Origin of the sequence: Thioclava sp. GXIMD4215, assembly GCF_045291555.1 — a bacterium.
Lineage (GTDB): Bacteria > Pseudomonadota > Alphaproteobacteria > Rhodobacterales > Rhodobacteraceae > Thioclava > Thioclava litoralis.
The window spans coordinates 103,456-119,571 of record NZ_CP149516.1 but is presented as its reverse complement, the minus strand read 5'-3'; the positions used below and the strand labels follow the sequence as shown (position 1 = coordinate 119,571).

The 16,116-nt window shown below is 61.5% G+C and carries 13 protein-coding genes; 3 read left to right on the top strand and 10 right to left on the bottom strand.

All coding sequences use genetic code 11. The features are described from left to right. Positions 1-136: 136 nt before the first annotated feature. Positions 137-1,591: an alpha/beta hydrolase-fold protein gene (locus tag WDB86_RS15060; RefSeq protein ID WP_341485870.1), complete on the bottom strand. Its 1,455-nt coding sequence runs from the start codon at positions 1,589-1,591 to the stop codon at positions 137-139. 269 nt (positions 1,592-1,860) lie between these two features. Between WDB86_RS15060 and WDB86_RS15055 the strand changes: the two genes are divergently transcribed. The 3 genes from WDB86_RS15055 to WDB86_RS15045 all read left to right on the top strand — a co-directional run bounded on the left by WDB86_RS15055 (position 1,861) and on the right by WDB86_RS15045 (position 6,555). Further along, positions 1,861-3,948 carry a c-type cytochrome gene (locus WDB86_RS15055; RefSeq protein WP_341485869.1) on the top strand — a complete coding sequence of 696 codons (2,088 nt, stop codon included), beginning with the start codon at positions 1,861-1,863 and terminating at the stop codon, positions 3,946-3,948. 157 nt (positions 3,949-4,105) lie between these two features. After that, positions 4,106-5,923 (top strand): PhnD/SsuA/transferrin family substrate-binding protein, encoded by a 1,818-nt coding sequence (locus WDB86_RS15050; protein WP_341485868.1) that lies wholly within the window; start codon positions 4,106-4,108, stop codon positions 5,921-5,923. Further along, complete coding sequence (locus WDB86_RS15045) at positions 5,896-6,555, top strand: response regulator (RefSeq protein ID WP_330646872.1); 660 nt, start codon at positions 5,896-5,898, stop codon at positions 6,553-6,555. The genes WDB86_RS15050 and WDB86_RS15045 overlap by 28 nt, the downstream gene beginning before the upstream one ends. A gap of 133 nt (positions 6,556-6,688) precedes the next feature. Here the strand turns inward: WDB86_RS15045 and WDB86_RS15040 are convergent, their stop codons facing one another. The 9 genes from WDB86_RS15040 to WDB86_RS15000 all read right to left on the bottom strand — a co-directional run bounded on the left by WDB86_RS15040 (position 6,689) and on the right by WDB86_RS15000 (position 15,990). Beyond that, on the bottom strand, positions 6,689-7,414 hold the full coding sequence (locus tag WDB86_RS15040; RefSeq protein WP_341485867.1) for an amino acid ABC transporter ATP-binding protein: 726 nt from the start codon (positions 7,412-7,414) through the stop codon (positions 6,689-6,691). Then, a complete protein-coding gene (locus WDB86_RS15035) occupies positions 7,395-8,051 on the bottom strand; it encodes an amino acid ABC transporter permease (protein ID WP_330646875.1) in 657 nt (218 codons plus the stop codon). Before WDB86_RS15035 ends, WDB86_RS15040 begins: the two co-directional genes overlap by 20 nt. Further along, positions 8,048-8,725: an amino acid ABC transporter permease gene (locus tag WDB86_RS15030; RefSeq protein WP_330646876.1), complete on the bottom strand. Its 678-nt coding sequence runs from the start codon at positions 8,723-8,725 to the stop codon at positions 8,048-8,050. Before WDB86_RS15030 ends, WDB86_RS15035 begins: the two co-directional genes overlap by 4 nt. A gap of 63 nt (positions 8,726-8,788) precedes the next feature. Continuing rightward, on the bottom strand, positions 8,789-9,574 hold the full coding sequence (locus WDB86_RS15025; protein WP_330646877.1) for a transporter substrate-binding domain-containing protein: 786 nt from the start codon (positions 9,572-9,574) through the stop codon (positions 8,789-8,791). A gap of 13 nt (positions 9,575-9,587) precedes the next feature. Beyond that, on the bottom strand, positions 9,588-10,289 hold the full coding sequence (locus tag WDB86_RS15020; RefSeq protein WP_341485866.1) for a GntR family transcriptional regulator: 702 nt from the start codon (positions 10,287-10,289) through the stop codon (positions 9,588-9,590). A gap of 467 nt (positions 10,290-10,756) precedes the next feature. Beyond that, on the bottom strand, positions 10,757-11,767 hold the full coding sequence (locus WDB86_RS15015; RefSeq protein ID WP_330646879.1) for a substrate-binding domain-containing protein: 1,011 nt from the start codon (positions 11,765-11,767) through the stop codon (positions 10,757-10,759). A 66-nt stretch (positions 11,768-11,833) separates the two neighbouring features. Then, the gene (locus WDB86_RS15010) at positions 11,834-12,802 is read right to left on the bottom strand and encodes an ABC transporter permease subunit (RefSeq protein WP_341485865.1); all 969 of its coding nucleotides are present in this window, start codon (positions 12,800-12,802) and stop codon (positions 11,834-11,836) included. A gap of 29 nt (positions 12,803-12,831) precedes the next feature. Further along, the gene (locus WDB86_RS15005) at positions 12,832-14,325 is read right to left on the bottom strand and encodes a sugar ABC transporter ATP-binding protein (protein WP_341485864.1); all 1,494 of its coding nucleotides are present in this window, start codon (positions 14,323-14,325) and stop codon (positions 12,832-12,834) included. Between the two features lie 873 nt (positions 14,326-15,198). Continuing rightward, positions 15,199-15,990 carry a sulfotransferase gene (locus WDB86_RS15000; protein ID WP_341485863.1) on the bottom strand — a complete coding sequence of 264 codons (792 nt, stop codon included), beginning with the start codon at positions 15,988-15,990 and terminating at the stop codon, positions 15,199-15,201. Positions 15,991-16,116: the final 126 nt, after the last annotated feature.

Genomic DNA, 16,116 nt, shown 5'->3' with positions numbered 1-16,116 from the left:
ATTGGTCTGGCTCCATAGGACTTGGCAGGGCGGGCAACCAGAGGCGCCGCGCTCCCGCCAGAAGGGTTGCAGGGTCTGGAACGGGCAATGATGCCGCCTCGGGCCGTGCCTTGGCCCGCTCAGGCTTTGGTCTTCTTCAGGCTTTGGTCTTCGACAGCAGCCAGTCCCGCGCGGCGGAGATATAGAAGAACTTGCGGGCCGAGGCCATGTGATCGACACCCTCGAAGGTCAGGAAGGTGATATTGCCGCCCTCATCCAGATAGCCGTTCACCTGATCGTCCAGCGCCTTCTGATCGGTGACAGGGAAGATCAGATCGGGATCGAGCGTGGTATCGGGGCGGGTGATCTTGGCCCCCGCATCACGCCAGACCGGCAGGCAGGCTTCGGTCCAGGGGGTGGATTTCTGGTCTTCCGTGCCGGTGATGATCAGCAGGTTCTGATCGGCCAGCCCCACGACATCCTGCGGCCGTTGCTGACCGGCAATGATCAGACCCGCCGCGAAGGTTTCGGGATGGTGCGCCATCAGCCAGAGCGAGGTCATCGCCCCCATTGACCAGCCCGTGCAATAGACGCGGGCGGGGTCGATTTTCAGCACCTTGTCGCGCCGGTCGGACAGGTTGGGATTGCCGTAATTCCAGGTGTTGGACAAAAGCGACTGCACCAGCCGATAGGTGTTTTCCACATCGGCGGTATGCTCCCAGTAATCGTTCATTGTGGTCCGTTCGTAGCGGGGGGTGATGACGACGCATTCCTCCTTGGCCTGCTGTTCCGGCATCCCCCAGATGCTGGCGATGCAGGTTTCGGTCAGCGTCTCCTTGCAGGTGCCATCATAGCTTGTGCCGGAATGGGTGATCGCAAGGATCAGGGGATAGGATTTTTCTTCCCCGCCCTCGGCAAGGAAGGATTTGGGCAGGTAGATACTATATTCCAGCCACGCCGAGCGGCTGTCATCCCACCACCAATGGTTCTGCTCCCATGCATCCACGCCACGAATGGCCACTGAGGTTCCGTGACCGGAGACATTGCTCCACTGTTTGTCCGCTGCCGGATAGCTGGCCCCTGCGAGAGTGCGGATCTCTGCCGTCTGGGTCAGGCGGACCTTCTCGCTATCGGTGGTGGGCTGGCTGAGATCGTCCGCATGGGCGAATTCGGCAATCACATAGCGGCCCTTGACCGAGCTCTGGTCCAGCCGCCGCATCGCGGTGTCGTTCGTATAGATCGCGATAATCTCGCGGGCGACAGGCGTTTTCTCGGTGTCGTTATTGCTGGGGCCTGCGGGCATGCCGGGGTAATAGCCATCGGCTGTGGGCACCACAGCGGCGCTATAGCTGCTGGTCGACAGGCTTTCGGGGTCGATCTCGGTGTCATATTCGACGGCGATGGCATAGACTTTCTCGCCGCCCCCCGTCACCTCGCATATCGCGGTGATGCCCTGTAGGCCGGGGGTCATCGGGGCGGTGTTTTGCGACATGGCAGAAGCCGCCGCCTGAAATCCGTTGGCATCCTGTGCCAGAAGCGGTGTCCCGCTGGTCATGCAAACACCCGTTGCCACGCCGGAAAGAAGAAAAGACCGTCTGGAAAGAAAGACCATGAGGATACCTGTGCTGTGATTGCGCGTGCCGGTTGGCCGCCATTACTGGAACCAATATGGTTCCTATATTGGAAAGGTCCAGCGCGACCTGTGTTTCTGTCCAATTCTTGAAGAGGGGTCTTGAATGGTGGGGCGCTCTGGCCGGGGTGCTGCGGCCCCGTGCGGCTTAGGGTAAACCCTAACCGCCTGCGGGTTACCCCCAAATTGCCGGAGCGGTTGACGGGCGGTAGGCTCTGGGGACCCAGCAGCATATCCGCGAGGACACACATATGGCACGGCAGGCAGCGGTATCAGTCAGGAAACGGCTCGCATATGGGGCCGGTGCAGTGGCGCTTGTGATCGGGGGAGGGGTGCTTTGGGCGCTCCAGCCCCCCGCGCTGGATCCGGAACTTTCGCCGGGCTTTGCGGGCGAGGCGCCTACGGCGCTGGTCGCGCAGGGGCGCTACATTGCCGAGTTGGGCGATTGTGTGGCCTGTCACACGGCCAGAGGCGGGGCCGAAATGGCGGGCGGGCTGGCTTTGGAAAGCCCGATGGGGACAATCTATTCGACCAATATCACCCCCGATCCGGAGGCCGGTATCGGGGCATGGAGTTTTGCCGAATTCGATCGTGCGATGCGTAAGGGGGTGGCAAAGGACGGGCATAATCTCTATCCGGCCATGCCTTATCCGTCCTATGCGAAAATGAGCGCGGCGGATATGGGGGCGCTGTGGGCCTATCTCCGGCAAGGGCTGGAACCGGTGAAGGACACTCCGCCGCGCACCGCGCTCGGCTTTCCGTTCAACCAGCGCTGGGGCTTGGGGTTATGGAATACGGCTTTCCTGCAAAAGACCCCCTTTGCCGCCGATCCGGCGCAGAGTGCGCAATGGAACCGCGGGGCCTATCTCGTGCAGGGGCTGGGGCATTGCGGAGCCTGTCACACGCCGCGTGGCATAGGTTTTCAGGAAGTCACTATGGATGGCACGGGGCCCAAGGGGGACAGGTTTCTGGCCGGTGCCGAGGTGGAACACTGGAACGCGGTCTCGCTGCGCAACCTGTGGAGCGTGCCCGATATGGTCGAGTTACTGAAAACGGGGCAGAACCGTTTCGGCACGGTGTCGGGCAGCATGGTCGATGTGATCTCGCATTCGACCCAGCATATCAGCGACGCCGATCTGACAGCGATGGCCGTCTATATGGACAGCCTTCCCTCTGGCGCTGCTGTGCGGCAGGCCGATGAGGTGCCCACTGGCGCGCCCGTGCCGCTGACGACCTATACCACGGCGGGGGGGTTGGGCTATATGCAGTTCTGCTCGGATTGCCACAGACCGAACGGGGCCGGCGTGCCCGGCGTGTTCCCGCCCTTTGCCGGCAATCACACCATTGCCGCGCGCGATCCTGCCACGCTTTTGCACATCACCCTGACCGGCGGAGCCAGCGCACAGACCCAGACCCATCCGCGCGCCTTTCATATGCCGTCCTTCGCACGGCTGGGGGATGACGAGATTGCCGAGATCCTCAGCTTCCTGCGCGAGAACTGGGGGGCGGGCGCTCCGCCGGTCACAACGGCGCAGGTGGCGCAAGCCCGCAAGGCGCTGGACCCGTCGGTGGATGCGTCAAGCTTTGTCACGCCGCGCCTGCGGGGGCTGCTGGATGCGCCCAATGCCGAAGAACTGGTCTATGGGATGCGGCTCAATGCCGAAACCCGCGACCTGCTTCCCGACCATGTGGGTGACAAGCTGAACTGTACATCGTGCCACCTCAATGCGGGGACCGTGGCCGATGGCTCGCCCTATGTCGGTGTCACCGCCTTCTTTCCCACCTATATGACGCGGCCCGGCAAGGTGATCGATATGCAGGAGCGTATCAATGGCTGTTTCCAGCGGTCGATGAATGGCAAGCCTCTGGCCAGAGACAGTGCCGAAATGGCGGCCTTCCTTGCCTATTACGACTGGATGCGCGGCAAAACCCGCCCCGAGGACAAGGTCGAGGGGCGCGGGATCGGCAAGATCGACACCTCGCTGACCCCTGATCCCGAACGCGGCGCGCAGATCTATACCGCGCAATGTGCCGCCTGCCACGGCGCGCAGGGCGAGGGCGTGAAGGATGCCGAGGGGCGGGTGGTCTATCCGCCGCTCTGGGGGGCGGAATCCTTCAATATCGGGGCGGGCATGGCACGGACCTTCAAAGCGGCAGCTTTCGTCAAACATAATATGCCGATTGCGATGCATGACGGTTTCCCGCTGGGGCAAGGGGGGCTGAGCGATCAGGACGCGGTCGATGTGGCGGAGTATTTCACCCACATGCCGCGGCCCGATTTTGCCGGTAAGGTCAATGACTGGCTCAAAGATCCCAAGCCCTTCGATGCGCGGTACTGACGCTATGTCCGGGTCCAAAGCCGTCCGCAGGGGCGGCTTTGGAGCGGCAGGCCTCCGGTCACGACCGCTGTAACACCCCCGTTACGGCAAGAGGTTTGCCGACCGGATATTGACACAGAGCAAAGTGCGATCTGCCCGATTGCGGCATTCTGTGGGCATGCTTACTGTGCATTCCGCCCTGCGCGGCCTTCTGGCGGCGCTTTTTCTTGTCGTGGCTTTGCCTGCGGCGGCGCAGGATATTCGTGTGGGGGTGCTGGCCTTTCAGGGGGCTGCGCGGGCGCGGCAGGATTTCGCGCCGACCGTGGCGAGACTGGCAAAGGCTTTGCCGCAGGCGGATGTCGTGCTTGTGCCGCTTGATCTGGGGGGGCTGACCAAGGCGGTTGCAGCGGGCCAGCTTGATTTCGTCATCACCAATCCCGGCCATTATCTCACGCTGGAAGCGCGGTTCGGGGTCACCCGTATCGCGACCTTGCAAAGCTTCGACCGGGCTTATCCTACCGATACGGTCGGGTCTGCGGTGATTGTGCGAAACCGTCCCGGACATGCCACCCGTCTGTCCGATCTTGCCTCGGCGCGGCTTGCCGTGGTCAGTACGGAGGCGTTTGGCGGCTGGCAGGTTGCCGCGCAGGAACTGCGCCGCGCAGGCGTCCCCTCTGACCGTCTTGCCGCGTTGGTCGAGACAGGCTTTCCGATGGACCATGTGATCACGGCCCTGCGCGAGGGGCGCGCAGATGCTGCGGTGCTGCGGGCCTGTATGCTCGAGGATGAAATCGCGCGGGGGCATATCGGTCGGGCGGAGTTTGCGGTTGTGGGCGCGCGCCAGAGTGCCGGTTTTCCCTGTCAGCTTTCCTCGCGCCTTTATCCCGACTGGCCCTTTGCACGGCTGGCGGGCAGCGATGAACGTCTTGCCAAGACCGTGGCCACCGCCTTGCTGGCTATGCCCGAAACCGCCGGGCAGGCATGGACGGCACCGGAGGATTATACGCCTGTCCATACCCTGTTGCGGGCGCTGCATATCGGCCCCTATGCCTCGCTCGATCCGCCGGGGGTGCGGCAGTATCTTCTGGCCCATTGGCAATGGGTGCTTGCGGCTAGTCTGGCGCTGGCGCTGTGGGCGATACACGGGGCACGGGTCGAGATTCTGGTGCGTCGCCGCACGGCGGAGCTCCGGCGTGAAAGCGCCGAGCGGGAGAAGGCCGAGCGGAGCGCGCAAAAGCACCTTGAGGAACGCAACCAGTATGCGCGGCTGGGGATCGTGGGCGAAATGGCCTCGTCTATCGCGCATGAGTTGAACCAGCCGCTGGCCGCGATTGCCAATTATGCCGAAGGGCTGACCCGCGTCCTCGACCGTGGTCAGCCCGATCCGGCCTTCTTGCGCCACGGCACGCGCGGGATTGCCGGTCAGGCCGAACGCGCGGGGGCCATTCTGCGACGGGTCCGTGGCTTCCTGCATCGTCGTGATGCGCAACGCGGCCCGCTCGACCTGAATGTGGTCCTGCGTGAGGTGGTCGAGTTTTTCACCGCAGCCACGGCACGACACGATATTCCGCTCCGTCTGGAACTGGCCGCGGATCTGCCTGCCGTTCTGGCGGATCGGGTCGAGGTCGAACAGGTGCTGCTCAACCTGTTACAGAACGCGCTGGAGGCCACAGAGGCCGCGCCGCAGGCGACGGGGCCGCGCGATATTGTTTTGGCCACCTGTGTCAGGGGGGGCAAGGTCGTGGTCACGCTCCGCGATCACGGCACGGGGCTGACAGAGGCCGCCGCCGCACAGCTTTTCGCCCCGTTTTTCACCACCAAGGCGACAGGGCTCGGGCTTGGTCTGCCGATCTGCCGCACGATTATCGAAAGTCATGGCGGGCGGCTTTGGGCCGAGACCGCAACGGGAGGGGGCGTGAGAATGTGCTTTGTCCTGCCCGCCAGTCTGGCATTACAGGAGGGTCGGCCATGTGCCAGTGCGACAGGGATCCGCTGATCTGGAGTATCGATGATGACGAGGGGTTCCGGCAATCGCTGCGCTTTCTCTTTGCGTCGGTGGGCCATGAGGTGCGGCTTTGGGACAGTGGGCAGGCCTTTCTGGAGGCGCTGCCGGACCTGTTACCGCTGCCGCCTGCGGTGCTGGTGATGGATATACGCATGCCGGGAATGAGCGGGCTGGAACTGCTGCGTCATCTCCGCGCCAGATCCTTCGTGCTGCCGATCCTGATCGTGACGGGGCATGGCGATGTGCAGATGGCGGTCGAGGCGTTGAAGGCGGGCGCGGATGACTTTATCGAAAAGCCTTTCAAGGAACAGCATCTGCTGGATGTGACCGAGCGCGCGTTACGGCTGGCGCCCGCGCGACTGGATGTTCTGGCCGGACAACAGCGGCTGGAGGCGCGGCTGGCCCGCCTGAGCGGGCGGGAACGCGAGGTGCTGGAGGGCATATTGGAGGGCAAGCCCAACAAGGTCATGGCCAGCGACATGGAGCTGTCGATCAAGACGATAGAGGTTCATCGCGCGGCCGTCATGAGCAAGATGGCCGCAAGCTCTGTGGCGGGGCTGGCCCATGCAATGGCAAGCCGCCACCGCCCGCATCCCTACGGATGTTTCTCCGCCGCAGAGTAGCCCCCTTCCGGCGGGATCCGGCATTTTGCGCGGGTCATGATGCCCATCCGGCACCGCGCGGCACGATGGAGGCCATCGGCCGCAAGCAGGGGCGCGTGCCTGCAATGCGCGGTTTTGTCTGGCCGGAGAGGCTTTAATGCATCCCGATAAAGCTACGCAATTCCGGTGTCTTGGGGTTTGCGAACACCTCCTCGGGGGCACCGATCTCGTGGATGCGACCCTCATGCATGAAGACCAGCCGCGAACAGACATCACGGGCGAAGGCCATCTCGTGGGTGACCATGACAAGGGTCATCCCTTCGGCGGCCAGATCGCGCACCACCTGCAGCACCTCGGCCACCAGTTCGGGATCCAGCGCCGAGGTGACCTCGTCACATAGCAGGGCGATCGGCTCCATCGCCAGCGCCCGTGCAATCGCCACACGCTGTTGCTGTCCGCCGGAAAGCTGGTCGGGATAGGCGTCGAATTTCGCCCCGAGCCCGACGCGCTCCAGCATCCGGCGGGCCATAGCCTCGGCCTCGCTGCGGGACCGTTTTTTCACGACCTGCTGGGCCAGCATCACGTTTTCGCCTGCGGTCTTGTGGGGAAAGAGGTTGAACTGCTGGAAGATCATTCCAACCTTCTGGCGTAGCGCTCTCAGGTGCAGGTCGTCCTGCAAAAGCTGCTCGCCTGCGACGGAAATCGCGCCCTCATTGATGGTTTCAAGCCCGTTGATGCAGCGCAAGAGCGTGGATTTCCCCGACCCCGATTTGCCGATCAGGGCAATGACCTCGCCTTTCTCGATATGCAGGTCGATCCCCTTGAGCACTTCGTTGGTGCCGTAGCTTTTGCGCAGGGCGTCAATGTCGATGAGAGACATTCATCTTCCTTTCAAGGATGCGGGCGCTGAACGAGAGCGGGAAACACAGCGCGAAGTAGATCAGCGCCACCAGACCATAGACGGTAAAGGGCATATAGGTTGCATTGGTCAGCACGGTGCCGGCCTTGGTGACCTCGACAAAGCCGATGATCGAGGTCAGCGCCGTGCCCTTGATCACCTGTACCGAAAAGCCGACGGTCGGCGGGATGGAGATGCGCAATGCCTGCGGCAGGATGATATGGCGCATCTGTTCGACATAGGTCATGCCCAGAGACGCGGAGGCCTCCCACTGTCCTTTCGGGATGGCCTCGACGCAACCGCGCCAGATTTCCACCAGAAAGGCTGCGGTCCATAAGATCAGGGCTGTGGCCGCCGCAACCCAGGGCGAGACCTCAATGCCGACGAGACCCAGACCGAAAAAGGCCAGAAAGAGCTGCATCAGCAGCGGTGTGCCCTGAAACAGTTCCGTATACAGGTGGATCATCCGGCGCAGCATGGCGAATTTGCCGATGCGGCCGAACAGCAGGATAACCCCCAACAGGCCGCCACCGATAAAGGACACAAGCGACAGCAGGATCGTCCAGCGGGTGGCAAGAAGAAGCTGCCAGAAAATATCCGTGAGGGTGAACTGGATCATCGGGCGGCCCTCCGGCGGGTGGCGAAGATGCGATGGCCGATCTGCATCAGGATCAGGCGTAAGGTTATGGCCAGCGCCAGATAGATGGCGGTGGACACGAAATAGGCCTCGAAGGCACGGAAGCTGCGTGATTGGGCGAAATTCGCGGCATAGGTCAGGTCTTCGACAGCAATCTGGCTGACCACGGAAGAGCCCAGCATCACGATCACCACCTGACTTGCCAGTGCGGGCCAGATCTTCTGCAATGCGGGCACCAGAACGATATGGCGGAAGGTCTGGACAGGGCTCATGGCCAGCGAGGCCCCTGCCTCAAACTGCCCCTTGGCCACGCCATTGATCCCGGCACGGATGATTTCGGCGCTATAGGCACCCAGATTGATCACCATCGCCAGCATTGCGGCCACAACCTCGTTCATCTGTATGCCGATCGCAGGCAGGCCGAAGAAGATGAAAAACAGCTGGATCAGGAAGGGTGTGTTGCGGATCAGTTCGACATAGATGGCAACACAGGCCCCAAGGCCGCGCGGCCCCGAACTGCGGGCCCATGCGCAAAAGATGCCGAGCGCGATGCCGACCGTGCCGCCCACGGCAATCAGCTGGACGGTCATCCAGACGCCCGACACGAAGACCGGCCAATAGGTGGCCAGCCAGTCGAAGTTGAAGTGATAGGTCATGAGGAGGTCCGTCAGCGGAAGGGGGCCTCCGCGCAAGAGGCGCGCGGAGGGGCGGTCTGTGCGTTACAGATCGGCAGGCAGATCCATGCCCAGCCATTTCTCGCTGATCGCGTTCAGCGAGCCGTCTGTCTTGGCGGCGGCGATGATATCATCGACCTTGGCCAGAAGCGCAGGCTCGTTCTTGTTCAGGCCGATATAGCAGGGCGAATTCTTGATGAGGAACTTCATCTCGGGCTTTTTCGGCGGATTGCGCTCCAGAATAGCAGCAGCCACGACATTGCCGGTGGCAATGGCGTCGACCTGTCCCGACAGGAAGGCCGAGATTGTGCCGTTATTGTCCTCGTAGCGCTTGATCGTGGCCTCCGGGGGCGCGATCTTCGACAGCTCGAGATCCTCGATGGCACCACGGGTGACGCCGACGACCTTGCCCGAAAGATCATCGGCAGAGGCAATCGCCAGATCGGCAGGGGCAAAGACACCGTTATAGAACGGGGCATAGGCGGTCGAGAAATCGATCACGGCCTCGCGCTCGGCGTTTTTGCCCATGGAGGAGATCACCAGATCGACCTTGCCGGTCTGGAGATAGGGGATACGGTTGGCCGAGGTGACCGGCACCAACTCCAGTTTGACGCCCAGCTTCTGGGCGATCAGCGCGGCCATATCGATATCATAGCCCGCCGGTTTCATATCCAGCCCGACCGACCCGAAGGGCGGGAAATCCTGCGGCACGGCCACGCGCAGCGTTCCGGCTTTTTCAATATCGGCAAGCCCGTCGGCGCTGGCAAGTTGCGGGGCGGTGGCCAGTGTCAGGCAGGCGGTAACGGCCAGTAGGAGGCGTCTGGTAATCATAACTTTGGGTTCCCTATTGGAGGATGCCGATTGGTTGATTGTTCCCATCGTCTCCGGCATCGAGACGTAGGGTAGAGCGGAGCGCCGCCAGCGGCGTGGGCGCGATGTCGATGGCCAGCCCCTTCTCGACATCTTCGAGATGCTCGAAGGACAGACGGGCGGCGTCTTTCATCCGGCCCGCACAAAGGGCGTCATGGATGGCGACATGGTCATCATGGCTGGCCAGCGCATTTTGCGAGGACTGGTAACGCAGCGAGATCAGGATGGTACGGGCCGTCAGGTCACGCATGATTTCGGTCAGCGCCTCGTTGCCGGATTGCGCGATGATGCGGACATGGAAATCGCCCATCAGATAGGTCAGTTGTGCCTTGTCGTCTGCGGCGATGGCTTGGCGTTCCTCGGCGATATGGGCGCGGATGGGAGCCAGTTGTTCGGGGGTGAAGCTGGGGGCCGTGTCGAGATAGCCATATTCCAGACAGCGCCGCGCCGCAAAGACCTGCGCGGCCTCCTCCGCGTCGGGAATATTGACAAACCACCCCTTGCGCGGGCGGGAGGCGATGATGTGGCGCGCTTCCAGACGTTGCAGAGCTTCACGGATTTTGGTGCGCGAAACGGCAAAAGCTTCGGCCAGCTCGTTTTCGGAAAGGCGGCTTCCGGGGGGCAGGCGCCCCTCGATGATAGCGGTCAGGATTGTGGTTTCTATTCCCGTCGGCACGCTGGTCGATCACCTTGTTGTCCAATCTTGTATACCACAGAGGACGACTGGAGCCGGGAGGCAACCGAAAGAGGCCCGTAGCCTGTGGTTTTGCAAGGCGGGGCGGGAGACGCCTAAATTATCATCATTATTGCGCCCCATCTGCCGCCCCTAGGAGCGAAAAGGAAAGGCGCTGAGACGCGGCGGAGGGCCGCCGGGCTGATTGGAAAAGCGGCAGGTGCGGAGGGCGAATGCGATGGGGGCGTTCTTCGTTCCGAAACAGGGATGGGCGGGAAGCGCGAAGAATCCGGCCTTATGCGGCCATGTCAGAGGCAGCCTTGGCCGCGCATTCTGGGGCATTCGAAAACGACAGAAGGCGCCCCGTCGCGGGAAGGGGGTGAGATGCGGCGCACAGGGGCGCCGCATCTTGAGGGATGTGAAGATGCTCCGCCCGTAGGGGCCGGTGCATCCTTGAGGTGCGAAGGGGGTTACTCTGCCAGCACTGTGTCGACATTCTCGCGGGTGACGGGCAGCCAGGGGACATAGTAGTGCTGGCTGGTGCCGTCTTCCCACGCAAGGCTGCCGCCATTGACATCCCACACCTTCGCCGCGGGGGTGTAGGAGGCGCCTGACAGCTTGCGCAGCGCAAGATCCACCGCGCCCTGCGCCTGACCATGCGCGTCTTGCAGGATCGACATTGCCTGATCGCCGTTCTTCACCGCCTGAAGCGCATCATGAATCCCGTCGACCCCGGCGACCGGCAGGCTTTGGGGATCAAGGCCATAGCTGCGGATGGCTTCGATCGCCCCGACAGCCATCTCGTCATTTTCGGCCAGCACCCCTTGGATATCACTGCCATGCGATGTCAGCAGGTTTTCCATAAGGGTGATCGCCTCGGCGCGCGACCAATTCGCGGAATTCTGCCCGATGACCGTCACACCGGGGTTTGCGGCCAGAACATTCTGGATCCCCTGAAGGCGCTGGACCTGTGCCGATTGTCCGATCATGCCTTCCAGTATGACCACTTTCGCCTCGGGGCCTGCCCGCGCGATGATCGCCTTCGCGAGCAGCTCTCCCGCCTCGACATCGTTCGAATTGATGTAGGCATCATAAAGGGACGTATTCGACACGACGGTGTTCGAGCCGAAAACAGGAATACCTGCCGCCTTGGCGCGCTCGATCGGATCATTGCCCGCATCGATATCCACCGGAATGAAGATGATGGCATCGTATTTTTCGGTGATCACGGTATCGAAGAGGTTCGATTGTGTCAGCATGTCCTGCCGCCCGTCGAGGATCGTCAGTTCGGCCTGACCTGCCTTGAAGGCGGGATGCGCCTTGGCCGCATCCGCCCAGAGCACGTTATATTCCGTGTTCAGGCTCTGGACGATGGCGGCAATCCGCAGCGGTTTGGTCTGGGCCATGACCCGACCCCCCATCGCGCCCATCGCCAGTAGCCCGACGCCTGATGCCAGAAGCTGGCGTTTGTTCATTTTCATGGGATTTTCCTCCTCCCTTGCGGCCGTGGCCGCGCTCCTTGGTAAGATGCAAGATCGGGGCCGCTCTCAGCTATGGCGGGACCGTGACCGGTCGATCATGACGGAGAGAATAATGATCGAGCCCTTGATGATTTGCTGGTAGTAGGACGACACCCCCAGCAGATCGAGGCCGTTGCTGATCACCCCGATCATCAGGACACCGATCAATGTATAGCCAATCCGGCCAACCCCTCCGGTCAGGCTGGTGCCGCCGATGACGACGGCTGCGATGGCGTCCAGCTCGTATCCCAGACCGGCTTGGGGCAGGGCCGCCGTCGTGCGCGCGGTCAGCATGACCCCCGCAAGACCGGCAAGCGCGCCCATGATCACATAGACGGAAAATACGATACGCGCCGGATTGATGCCGCTGGTTCGCGCGCTTTTGGGGTTGCCCCCGACCGCATAGATCCGGCGTCCGTAGACCGTATATCGCAGTACGAAAGCCGCGATGGCAAAGACGATCGCGAAAAGGATGACCGGCACCGGAATGCCGGCAACCACGCCTTGCCCTAGCCAGCGGAACTCTCCGCTGAGATTGGCGACGGGGCGTCCGCCACTATAAAGCAGTGTCGCACCACGCGCGACGCTCAGCATCCCGAGTGTCACCACAAAAGCCGGAACCGCGAAACGGGCGATGAGCACGCCATTGAGTGCACCGCAGGCCATGCCGGTCGCGGTGCCCGCAAGAACTGCGAGGACGGGGTTTATGGGGGCGCTTCCTGTCACCAGGCTGGCGGCCACCGCGCCGCTGAGAGCCAAGATCGCCCCGATCGAGAGGTCGATACCCGCGGTCAGGATGACGAATGTCATACCGACCGCGAGCACCCCGTTGATCGAGACCTGACGCAAGACATTGAAAAGATTGTTTGGCGAAAGGAAGTTTGGCGAAATGATCGCCAAGGTGACGAGCAGTATGATGAACGAGAGTACAATCCCGTAACGGGTCAGAATGCTGCCCAGACTGACGGTCTGCGTTGGACTTTGTGACATCCTCATGATCTTCTCCTCCTAGAGATTAGGTCAGCTCACGAGGCCAGATGGACGAGGGTTTCCTGCGTGGCGTCCTGTGCCCGCACCTCTCCGGCGATCCGGCCCTTGCGAAAAACAACGATCCGGTCGGCATTGGCCAGAATCTCGGGAATTTCGGACGAGATCATCAGGACGCATTTTCCCGCCTTCACGAACGCGTCGAGAAACGCATAGATCTCGCGCTTGGCCCCTTCATCCACGCCTCGGGTGGGTTCGTCGCAGATCAGGATACGTGGGTCTGTTTCAAGACAGCGCGCAAGAACCACCTTTTGCTGGTTGCCGCCGCTCAGGAACTGTACGGGGATTTCAGGCGAGGCGGCTTTGATGGAAAAACGCGCCATATGCGCCTTGACGCTCTGCGTCTCGCGCGCCTCATCCATGACTCCGGCTTTCGCATATGCGTCAAGGTTGGCGACGGTGATGTTATGGGCAACCGACGCTGTCAGGGAAAGACCTGTCTGTTTGCGGTCTTCGGTGACAAGCGAGATCCCTGCCGCGATAGACCGCGCGGGCGCGTTTGCGGCAATGGGTATGCCACCGACACAGACCTCGCCCGTGTCACGCGGTTCGGTTCCATAAAGCGCATTGACAAATTCCGACCGTCCCGAGCCAAGCAGGCCATAGATGCCCACGATCTCGCCCGGATGGACCTGAAGGCTGATGTCTTCGAATTTTCCCGCAGAACTCATGTTTTTGGCATCCAGCAGAGCGGGAGAAGTGTCGGAATCGCGCGGGCTACGACGATGCTCCAGCAGGTCGCGCCCGACGATATGGCGTATCAGCGCCTGCCGGTCGATATCGGCTATGGCACCGCTTTCGACAAAAGTCCCATCACGGAAGACGGTGTAATCATCGGAAATCTCGAAGATTTCTGTCAGCCTGTGGGATACGTAGATAATGCCGACGCCATCTGTCGTCAGCCCTCTGATCGCGTCGAACAGCATCTGGGTTTCGCGCTCGCCAATGGCCGAGGTCGGCTCGTCCATGATCAGGATCTTGCTGCGGCGGCTGATCGCTTTGGCGATTTCGACAAGTTGGGCCTGTGCGACCGACAGATCACGCAGTCGGGCGGTTGGCGGAATGTCGAACCGGAGACGTGTCATCAGCGCCTCTGCATCCTCGATCATGCGCCGATCATCCACCAAGAGACCCGCGCGGCGCGGCTCGCGACCGAGATAGAGGTTCTCGGCGACGGTCATGTCCTGAAAGGGGCTGAGTTCCTGTGTGATGATGGCAATTCCGGCCTCCAGCGCCTCGGAGGGCGCATGGAAATCCACCGGTTTCCCGCCCACATGGATCTGTCCCGTGTCGCGGCGCAACTGCCCCGTCAGGATGTTGAGAAAGGTTGATTTCCCCGCACCATTGCCGCCGCAGAGCGCGTTTACCGTGCCCGCGCGAAGCTGGATCGCTCCGTTGCGCAGCGCGGTGACATGACCAAAACTCTTCGCGACGTCTTGCGCCGAAAGTAGGGCGGCTTGTGAACCCACCATTGCAATCTCCTCCTCCATTTGCGCCATCTGCTATGCGGCGCTCTCCTCCGACAGGTCGCCTCCTCCAAGGCGTGACAGGTCTGGTCGATCTCCGTGTCCGATACAGACGCGCATCGAGAGGCGTGACGGGCCTTGATGCGGGATCAGGAGCTTGTGCGTGCTCCTCCATCTGTATATTTGTTGCATTTAGATGCTAATATTCGGTTTTATTGCAGGATCGCGTGTCGAAAAGCGGTTTTCGGGCCGCTGCCTACCGGATGCGTCGGGGGTGATTGCCCGTTGAGACATCCGCATATCTCCGGCTTGGTTTCCCGCAGTCTGTCCGGTCATGCGAAAGGCTTGTTGTGTGAGCGGCTGGCTGTCACAGGGTTATGGTCGGATGCCAGCGCGCAAGGCCTGCGTGACGTTTCTGGTTTGCTGTGCCGTGGTATAGTGCGCGCCTGCGGGCCTATAAATCGCGCGTTTTCGTTTGAAATATACGGGCCCCGCCGGTTGTCTGCCGAGGCTGCGATTTTCTGGCGGCAGATCCTCTGTCAACCGGCCCGCATGCCTGCGGTCCGTCATGGCCTTGTCGGCTGCCACGATGCGCGGCGTCGGCATATGACTGCTGGTCCGGGGCGTTTCGTGATCTTCAAGACGTCGCATAATCGCTCTCTCCCTAATAGCGATTCCAACCTCATATTTGTATTTTTAGGAAACAAATATGAGGTTGGCAAGCGGTTTGCGATTGGCCAGCCGATATTCTGCACCTGCCGCCAAGGCGGTGCTGTCAGCTTTGGTGACAGTGTTGGGCATGCTTTGGGGGGGAATGCTCCGGCGGTCAGACCCTTGGGGCGCGACCTCACTGAACGGGTGAAAGCGTTCTATGAGGCCTTAGCGGTCATGCATCGGATCGGTGTAACCGCTTTCCAGCCATCCCGAGAGGTCCAGCCCTGTGAGGTCCGCCGTGCGGATGATGTCGCGTCGGAACCGTTTGTTGAGCTTGGTGATTGTCGCGGCATCCTGCATGGGCACATGACGCGCATCCACCGGCACGATGTATTTCTTTTGCGCGGGCAGGGTATCACCGTAAGAGGTGTCGATCCCGAGGAAAGCACAGACGCGCCGCAGCGTGTCTTGCTCATCTGTCCAGAGTTGGTCGGTGGTCAGAAATAGCAGTTGCTCGCGCGGAAAAACCATCAGCAGCCGCCGGATCTGCGGGGCATAACAGGACCGCTCCACATAAGAGAAAACGCGATGCACACCGCCTTTGGCGAACCTGACGCGGCATCGTCCGATCAGCGATACGGCGCGGCTGAAGGAATAGGTTTCCTGAGCGCGGGCGCGCTCCATTTTCCATGCCGAGAGCGCGCGATAGGTGGGGTGGCGCAAAATGAAAATGAGACGGGCCTCGGGATTATAGCGATGGATGCGCTTGATCGCCTCGGGCCAGTAGAGATAGATCGGCGTGGCTTCCCCGAACAGTTTGGGCTGGCGGAGATCGAAATGGGCATGCAGATCGTCATAGGGCGGGGCCTGCCAGTCGATATCCTCACGGTCGAAAAAATGGATCTCTTTCTGTTTGGAAAAGGCCAGATCGGGGTGCTTGAGCAGCTTCGCCCGCAATGCTGTCGTGCCGCCCTTCTGGGTGCCGGCTATGAAAAAATCCACTTGTCTGTCTGGCATCGCTCGGCTCTTGTCGGTGTCATCAGGCGCGGAATCTGAATATTCGCAGCCTGCGATATATAACAAGTCGTATCCGGTCGATCCGTCGTATAAAGTTGCAAACCGTGGCGGAAAGTCTCGGGCAGG

What these genes read in the sequence shown, in the direction of transcription:
- WDB86_RS15040 (WP_341485867.1), bottom strand. Translation starts at nt 7,414, where the DNA reads ATGTCTCTCATCGACATTGACGCCCTGCGCAAAAGCTACGGCACCAAC.
- WDB86_RS15025 (WP_330646877.1), bottom strand. Translation starts at nt 9,574, where the DNA reads ATGATTACCAGACGCCTCCTACTGGCCGTTACCGCCTGCCTGACACTG.
- WDB86_RS15050 (WP_341485868.1), top strand. Translation starts at nt 4,106, where the DNA reads ATGCTTACTGTGCATTCCGCCCTGCGCGGCCTTCTGGCGGCGCTTTTT.
- WDB86_RS15045 (WP_330646872.1), top strand. Translation starts at nt 5,896, where the DNA reads ATGTGCCAGTGCGACAGGGATCCGCTGATCTGGAGTATCGATGATGAC.
- WDB86_RS15015 (WP_330646879.1), bottom strand. Translation starts at nt 11,767, where the DNA reads ATGAAAATGAACAAACGCCAGCTTCTGGCATCAGGCGTCGGGCTACTG.
- WDB86_RS15005 (WP_341485864.1), bottom strand. Translation starts at nt 14,325, where the DNA reads ATGGTGGGTTCACAAGCCGCCCTACTTTCGGCGCAAGACGTCGCGAAG.
- WDB86_RS15010 (WP_341485865.1), bottom strand. Translation starts at nt 12,802, where the DNA reads ATGAGGATGTCACAAAGTCCAACGCAGACCGTCAGTCTGGGCAGCATT.
- WDB86_RS15030 (WP_330646876.1), bottom strand. Translation starts at nt 8,725, where the DNA reads ATGACCTATCACTTCAACTTCGACTGGCTGGCCACCTATTGGCCGGTC.
- WDB86_RS15035 (WP_330646875.1), bottom strand. Translation starts at nt 8,051, where the DNA reads ATGATCCAGTTCACCCTCACGGATATTTTCTGGCAGCTTCTTCTTGCC.
- WDB86_RS15055 (WP_341485869.1), top strand. Translation starts at nt 1,861, where the DNA reads ATGGCACGGCAGGCAGCGGTATCAGTCAGGAAACGGCTCGCATATGGG.
- WDB86_RS15060 (WP_341485870.1), bottom strand. Translation starts at nt 1,591, where the DNA reads ATGGTCTTTCTTTCCAGACGGTCTTTTCTTCTTTCCGGCGTGGCAACG.
- WDB86_RS15000 (WP_341485863.1), bottom strand. Translation starts at nt 15,990, where the DNA reads ATGCCAGACAGACAAGTGGATTTTTTCATAGCCGGCACCCAGAAGGGC.